Consider the following 7,089-nt stretch of genomic DNA (forward strand, 5'->3'; position numbering starts at 1 on the left):
TTCAGTTGCCTTTTCCACCACTATAGGCTATACTACCTCTATCAACCCCGTTTGATTATGAAAAAATGTCGAAATTGCCTAAAGGAGAAACGTTCATGGAACAGCAACCGGCCAAGAAGGCCCATGGGCCCAAAAGCAAGTCCGGAAAACTGGTGCTCTGTATCATACTCACCATTTTGATCGGTCTGGTCTATTTCTATGTGGCTTTGCCCCCTATCAATCCCCAGTCCAGCGATTTTTATGTCTTTATCGCCATTCTGTGCATCGTATTCGTGGTCACTTCTATCCTCACCTCCGGCATGGACCTGATCCGGGAGGCCAGCGGCCCCAAAGATTATCTGCGCTTTATCAAATCCCGCTGCCTGCCTGCGGGGATCCTGCTGCTGGCCCTCATTGCCGTTGGCATTGTGGGTACCATTATCTCCCTGCCCATTTTCCGGGCCGGGGCCTACCGGGACCTGCTCACCGTGGAGGACGGCAACTTTGCCTCCGACATCGCCGAAATCTCTTTTAATGAGATCCCCACCCTGGATGAATCCTCCGCCGAATACCTCAGCGACCGGCAGATGGGTACCCTCAGCGATATGGTCAGCCAGTTCGAGTATTCCTTCGATTCCACCCAGATCAACTACAAGGGCCGGCCCGTCCGGGTGGCCCCCATAGCCTACGCCGATCTGTTCAAGTGGTTTACCAACCGCGGCACCGGCCTGCCCGCCTATGTGAGGGTGGACATGGTCACTCAGGAGGCCACGGTGGTCCGGCTGGAGGAGGGCATGAAATACTCCTTCTCCGAGCCACTCAATCGTAACATCGAACGCCATCTGCGCTTCAACTATCCCACCTTTATCTTTGGCACCCCTCAGTTTGAGATCGATGAGGAGGGCCGTCCCTACTGGATCGCTCCCCGCATCGTCAAGACCATCGGCCTGTTCGGCGGCGACGACATCAAGGGCGCCGTGCTGGTGGACGCCATCACCGGCGAATGCACCTACTATGAGCTGGCCGACATTCCCAACTGGGTGGACAATGTGTTCACCCCTGATTTGATCATGCAGCAGTATAACTACCACGGCACTCTGGTCAACGGCTTCATCAACTCCATCTTCGGCCAGCGGGACGTGACCATCACCACCGACGGCTCCAACTATATCGCCCTTAACGACGACGTGTATATGTACACCGGCGTTACCTCCGCCAATGCCGACCAGTCCAACCTGGGTTTCCTGCTGTCCAACCAGCGGACCAAGGAGACCAAATTCTATCGGGCCCCCGGCGCTACGGAAGCGGCTGCCAAGGCCTCCGCGGAAGGTGTGGTCCAGGATCTGAAGTACACCGCCACCTTCCCTCTGCTGCTCAACATTGCCGGAGAGCCCACCTACTTTATCCCCCTGAAGGACGCCACCAATCTGGTAAAGAGTTACGCTATGGTCAATGTAGCTCAGTATCAGGTGGTGGCCACCGGCTCCACTGTGTCCGCCTGCGAACAGGAATATATCAAACTGCTGGCCAACAAAGGGATCACCTCTGAGGATGAACTGCCCCGCACCGAGGTGTCCGGCGTCATCAGCGACATCCGTTCGGCGGTCATGGAGGGCAACTCCTACTACTTCATCCAACTGGAGGGCGCTCCCACTTACTACGCCCTCTCCGCCGCCCAGAATCCTCTGGCTGTCATCCTCAATGTAGGCGACCAGGTGACCATCCAACACACCCCCGCCATTGACGGGGAGACCTCCTCCATTCTGGACGGCTCCACCGTCACTCTGGATGGAGCGGCCCAGCCCGCTCCATCGCCGATCGTCACTCCCGCTCCCCAGAAGGAGCCCGATGCCGGGGAGGCTTCTCCCTCTCCCGCTCCGGCGGAATAAGGATTCCACGAAAAAGAGCACGCTGCTGATGCAGCGTGCTCTTTTTTCATGCCTGTTTCCTTTTCCATACCCGCAGCAGGGCTAAAGCCTCCGGGGACAGCAGCAGCAGGGCAAACAGGTTGGGCAGAGCCATCAGTCCATTGAAGATGTCCGCCAACTGCCACACCGCCGTTACGTCTGCCACGCTGCCCCACACCAGCGCCCACAAAAACACCAGCCGGTAGATCCACCGCCAGCGGTTGGAGCCGCTCAGGTAGGCCAGTCCCCGTTCTCCATAGTAGCAGCACCCCAAGAGGGAGGTAAAGGCGAACAACAGCAGGCACACCGACACAAAAATTTCCCCAAATGGGCCGAAAACGGTGGAAAACCCGGCCGCCGACAGGGGGGCGCCCAGCATCTCCGGCATCACCTGTCCCTTTTGGATGGCGTCCAGGGCCCCCTCCGGTTGATAAACCCCGGTAGTGAGAATCACCAGTGCGGTAATGGAGCACACCACAATGGTGGCCACAAATACCTCAAAAATACCCCACATCCCCTGTTCTGCCGGCTCTCTGGTGTCGGCGGCGGCGTGGGCGATGGAAGAGGAACCCATACCCGCCTCATTGGTAAATACCCCTCGTGCCACTCCATACCGCAGCGCCGCTGCCATACCGTAGCCCGCACCGCCCCCCAAAGCTGCCTTGGGGGTAAAGGCCCCCCCCACGATCTGCCGCAAAGCCTCGGGCAGGGCCTGAGCATGGCAGCAGAGCACCACCACGCCGCCTCCCACAAAGAGGAGGGCCATACAGGGCACCAAAGTCTCGCTCACCTTGCCGATGCGGCCGATGCCGCCTACCACCACCACCCCAGTGAGCAGAGCCACCACGATGCCCACCGCCAGCGGGTCCAGTCCAAAACCAGCATGAAGGGCAGTCGAGATGGAATTGGCCTGCACCATATTGCCGCCCCCCAGGGATGCGGCAACGCAGCACAGGGCAAACAGGGTAGCCAGTCCCTGGCTGCCCAGGCCCTTTTCCATATAGCACATGGGGCCTCCCTGCCAGCAGCCCTTCTCGTCCTTTTCCCGGTAGCGTACCGCCAGGATCTTTTCCACACAGCCGGTCATCATGCCCAGGAAGGCGGAAACCCACATCCAGAATACCGCCCCCGGCCCGCCATAAAAGATGGCAGTGGCCACCCCGGCAATGGAACCTGTGCCGATGGTGGCCGCCAAGGCGGTGGACATGGCCTGAAGCTGGGTCAGCCCCCGTCCGGTGTCCCCCCCGGCTTTTTTGCCCAGGGCGCCCGCCGTGGTCCTGAACCACAGCCCACAGTGTATCACCTGAAAAAATCCGCTTCGTACCGATAAGTAAAGGCCCACTACCAGAAACAGGCCCAGCAGCCACGGGTTCCAGATCAGATCTGCCAGCCGCTCCAATCCTGTCATAGCCCCACCCCCTTGTCCCAGAGGTATGCGGACAGGGCCGGTTCCATGCCTGTATCTTGTCCAGAGCCGGAATGCTCAGAGGAGCTGTACCCCCATCAGAGGAGCCAGATCCACGGCCTGTCCCGGGTTGATCTTCAAGCCCCGCAGCTCCTGCAAACTCTCCGATACAGTGATACCCTGGATCTGGCAGTCGGACAGATCCAGACCTTTCAGCGGCGTACGGAAAAAATCCACCCCTTGAAAGTTGGACCCATGAGGCGCCAGCCCGCTTATCCGGGCCTCCGCCATGGAAGCCTCCCGCAGATCGCAGCCGGTCAGGCTGGTACGGTTCCACATGGATTTGGAAAAATTTCCATAGCGAAAGCTGCTGTCAGCCACCACGCAGTCCTTCCAGCGGCTGGAGATCATCTTCACGCCGTCTCCCTTGCACCCGGACACCCGGCACTGGTTCCACACCGTATCCAGAAAGCTGCAGTTGGAAAAATCACAGCCGTCAAATTCCGACTGATAAAAGGCCGCCTTGGAAAAATCGCATCGCTCAAAACGGCATTTGTGAAACCGAATCCGGGTATACTCCAAGTGGGACAGATCCAGTCCTACAAGCTGTTCCTGTTCGATGGCCAGATCCTCCAGGTCCCGTTCCTCGGTTCTGGCCCAATGTAATTGCTGCACCAGCATCATGGTCCCGCCTCCTCGGGGATGCGTCCCGGCAATGGGCACATCCCGCCTGTTTATATGATACTCCTTTTTCTTTTGGCTGTGTAGAGAAAAAACGCGCCCGGCTCCGGGGAATTCCCCGTCTGCCGGGCACATCGCAGCCTTCACCGCTCCTTCTGCTGCAGCTGGAGCCGGTCGGCGATCATAGCAATAAATTCCGAGTTGGTGGGCTTTCCCTTGGCGTTGGAAACAGTATAGCCGAAGTATTTCTGCAGCGTCTCCAGATCGCCCCGGTCCCAGGCCACCTCGATGGCGTGGCGGATGGCACGCTCCACCCGGGAGGCGGTGGTGCCGAACCGTTTAGCCACCTCCGGATAGAGGATCTTGGTGACCGCGTTGATCACATCCATATCCCCCACGGCGATGATGATGGCCTCTCGCAGATACTGGTAGCCCTTGATGTGGGCGGGCACGCCGATCTCATGGATGATGCTTGTCACCACATTTTCCAGCCGTCTGGACCGCTCCTCCGCGCCATCTTCTTCCTCCGTTTCCTGGAGGGCGGCCAGCTGGCGGATCCGTTCAGCCACTGCCGTCAAGCGGCAGGGCTTGAGCATATAGTAATCCGCGCCGGTGGAGGCGGCCAACTCGGCCACGCTGCCCCGGGCAAATCCGGAGAGCACCAGCACCCGGGGTCTGGCTTCGGCCTTGGACAGCGCCTGCAAGACCTCCACCCCATCCATCTGGGTCAGCACCAGATCCATCACCAGCACATCCGGCGCCAGACGTTCCGAAAGCTGAAGCGCTTCTTCGCCGTCCCCAGTGGCTCCCACCACCTGGATACCCGCTTCCCTCTCCAGCTGTTCCACCAGAATGCGGCGGAATTCTTCGCTTGCGTCCGCTACCAGGACCTTGATTTTCCGTTCCAATATTGACACCCTTTCCAGCAGGCTCTCCTGCTCCACATTCGCGCCTGGCCAAGTCTCTTTACCGGTTGGCTATAATTTACCATAATCAGACAGCAAGCGCAAGGGTTTTGCTGGTAATTTCTGGCTATTTCTCTTCGACTTCGTTCGACTTTTTTGCAGAAATTCCGACGCAGCCTTCCTTTTTCACCTAATATCTTCCAATTTTCTTGTAAATAGGACGCCGGGAGCGGAGCCCCACTCCCGGCGTTTCAGTGGTATTAGTCTTCTGTTTTACCAGTTTCCGCCTGCTCCAGCATATTTTCCGCCAAAATGCCATACCCCTGAGTGGGGTCATTGACCAGCACATGGGTCACCGCCCCTACCAGTCTGCCATTTTGGAGAATAGGCGAGCCGCTCATCCCCTGCACAATGCCGCCGGTGGTATCCAGCAATCGGGAATCCGTCACTTTCAGCATCAGATTGCGGGTATCTCCCTCTTTTTCGGGAAAGATACGGGTGATCTCCACCGCATATTCCTCCACCTGATCACCGGCCACATTGGACCGGATCACCGCGGGGCCCACCTGAACCTGGCTGCGCTCCGCCACCGGTACCGGCTCCAGGCCATCGGTCAGCGCGGTATCGCTGATCCGGCCAAAAACGCCGCTGCCGGTGTTGGACCACAATACCCCCAGATCACGGTCGGTCTGAAACGCGCCGTGGAGTTCACCTGGCTTTCCTTTGATCCCCTTCTGCACGTCGGCTACCTCAGAATAGAGGATGGACCCGGACTGCATGGGCATCAGCTTTGCCGTATCCACATCGTTGATGCCGTGACCCAGAGCGCCGAAGGTGCCCGTCTCGGGATCACAGAAGGTCATGGTACCGATACCAGCCATAGAGTCCCGGATCCAGGCGCCCAGCTTATACTGCCCGTCGGCGCTGCACTGGACCGCCTGGGCGGTGAACTGGACCTCTTTGTCGTCCCGCACCGCACGGATGCTCATGGCCTGGTCCCCTACCTGTTGCAGCATGGCCTGTACTTCTTCGATGCTGTCCACCTCTTCCCGGTTGATGTGGGTGATGATATCTCCTTCTTTCAGTCCACAGTCCCGGGCCGGGGTATGACTGCCGTCAACCGCCGCCACCTCGCCAAAACCAACCACCATCACACCATCGGAAAACAGCTTGATCCCCACGGTACGGCCCATTGGGATCACCTCCCGGGTCTCCGCTGCCCTGGCCGGCTGGAACCAGGCCGCCCAGGCCAGCAGCAGCACCGCTGTCAGCACCACGCCCACCCAGGGCCTGATCTTTGGTTCTTCTTTTCCCATTTCGCTGTCCACGCTCCTTCCCCAAACAGTTGGCGCGTTGTGCGCCTGTTACTAATATGGTTTTCAAATCGATCAGCAACGCTGGCAATGAAATGTTCCTTTGGATTAGCCCTTCTTGCCAATCTCGCTCCGACAAATCATTGCAGCTTTTCCCCTGTTCTTTTCTCCCCCTGCTTCCTGGTTTTTACCCTGAAAAGCTGTGGTATTTTTTTCTTTTGTTTGCATATGTTACGGCATATAAGACGAAAGGATGTGTCCGCCATGCCGCGTCTGAGCAAGTCCGAGTGGATCGCTTTTGTCGCCGCCACAGTGGCCGGCGCCTGCCTGCATTTCCTCTATACCCTGCTTCCCTGTCCTGCCACCGCCCTGGTGGCCCCGGTGCGGGAGAGTCTGTGGGAGCACATCAAGCTGCTCTACTGGCCCTGCCTCATTGCCGGGCTGGCTCTGCGCAGTCGGCAGCCGGAGCTGCTGGGACAGCGGGCCTTTGCCCTGCTGGCAGCCACAGCAGGAATGCTGGGGATCGGCTATCTCTACCACATTTCCTTTCAGGGGGACTCGCTTATCTTTGACATCGCCCTCTATGTGCTGATGATGGCTGTATGTTTCCTGCTGCCTCACCTGCTCCGCCAACCCATCTGGCAAAACTGCCGGGAAGTGCTGGCGCTGTTGGTGCTGGTTCTGGGCACCGCCACGCTGCTGTTTACCTTCCTGCCCCCCGGCGGCCTGCTTTTTACCGACCTGTCCGGCACACCCACCTGGGTGACTCTGCCCTGTTAAAATGAACACATCCACCAGCGAAGCTGGTGGTTGTCACTATGCGGGCATAGCCCTTTGTTCCTCGCGGACGCGTGCAACGCGTAATACGATCTGCCAACTGCGTGAGGACTGCTACTTGC

At 58.7% G+C, this 7,089-nt stretch carries 6 protein-coding genes; 2 read left to right on the forward strand and 4 right to left on the reverse strand.

All coding sequences use genetic code 11. The features are described 5' to 3' along the window. Positions 1 to 95: 95 nt before the first annotated feature. Positions 96 to 1,868 carry a CvpA family protein gene (locus WHJ28_RS14805; RefSeq protein ID WP_340042833.1) on the forward strand — a complete coding sequence of 591 codons (1,773 nt, stop codon included), beginning with the start codon at positions 96 to 98 and terminating at the stop codon, positions 1,866 to 1,868. A 46-nt stretch (positions 1,869 to 1,914) separates the two neighbouring features. Here the strand turns inward: WHJ28_RS14805 and WHJ28_RS14810 are convergent, their stop codons facing one another. The 4 genes from WHJ28_RS14810 to spoIVB all read right to left on the reverse strand — a co-directional run bounded on the left by WHJ28_RS14810 (position 1,915) and on the right by spoIVB (position 6,193). Further along, positions 1,915 to 3,294, reverse strand: coding sequence for an alanine/glycine:cation symporter family protein (locus WHJ28_RS14810; protein WP_340042834.1), 1,380 nt, complete (start codon positions 3,292 to 3,294; stop codon positions 1,915 to 1,917). A 75-nt stretch (positions 3,295 to 3,369) separates the two neighbouring features. Next, positions 3,370 to 3,975, reverse strand: a complete 606-nt coding sequence (locus WHJ28_RS14815) for a pentapeptide repeat-containing protein (protein WP_340042835.1) — start codon at positions 3,973 to 3,975, stop codon at positions 3,370 to 3,372. Positions 3,976 to 4,115: 140 nt separating this feature from the next. Beyond that, positions 4,116 to 4,880, reverse strand: coding sequence for a sporulation transcription factor Spo0A (gene spo0A, locus WHJ28_RS14820; RefSeq protein ID WP_340042836.1), 765 nt, complete (start codon positions 4,878 to 4,880; stop codon positions 4,116 to 4,118). A gap of 257 nt (positions 4,881 to 5,137) precedes the next feature. Next, positions 5,138 to 6,193 carry a SpoIVB peptidase gene (gene spoIVB / locus WHJ28_RS14825; protein ID WP_340042837.1) on the reverse strand — a complete coding sequence of 352 codons (1,056 nt, stop codon included), beginning with the start codon at positions 6,191 to 6,193 and terminating at the stop codon, positions 5,138 to 5,140. Between the two features lie 261 nt (positions 6,194 to 6,454). Between spoIVB and WHJ28_RS14830 the strand changes: the two genes are divergently transcribed. Continuing rightward, the gene (locus WHJ28_RS14830) at positions 6,455 to 6,970 is read left to right on the forward strand and encodes a DUF6512 family protein (protein ID WP_340042838.1); all 516 of its coding nucleotides are present in this window, start codon (positions 6,455 to 6,457) and stop codon (positions 6,968 to 6,970) included. The last annotated feature ends 119 nt before the right edge of the window (positions 6,971 to 7,089 follow it).

Source organism: Flavonifractor porci (genome assembly GCF_037572415.1).
In the GTDB taxonomy this organism is placed as follows: Bacteria; Bacillota; Clostridia; order Oscillospirales; family Oscillospiraceae; genus Flavonifractor; species Flavonifractor porci.

Bases quoted from the DNA above. Each gene is read 5' to 3' on its own strand.
- WHJ28_RS14805 (WP_340042833.1), top strand. From the start codon at position 96: ATGGAACAGCAACCGGCCAAGAAGGCCCATGGGCCCAAAAGCAAGTCC.
- WHJ28_RS14810 (WP_340042834.1), bottom strand. From the start codon at position 3,294: ATGACAGGATTGGAGCGGCTGGCAGATCTGATCTGGAACCCGTGGCTG.
- WHJ28_RS14815 (WP_340042835.1), bottom strand. From the start codon at position 3,975: ATGATGCTGGTGCAGCAATTACATTGGGCCAGAACCGAGGAACGGGAC.
- spoIVB (WP_340042837.1), bottom strand. From the start codon at position 6,193: ATGGGAAAAGAAGAACCAAAGATCAGGCCCTGGGTGGGCGTGGTGCTG.
- WHJ28_RS14830 (WP_340042838.1), top strand. From the start codon at position 6,455: ATGCCGCGTCTGAGCAAGTCCGAGTGGATCGCTTTTGTCGCCGCCACA.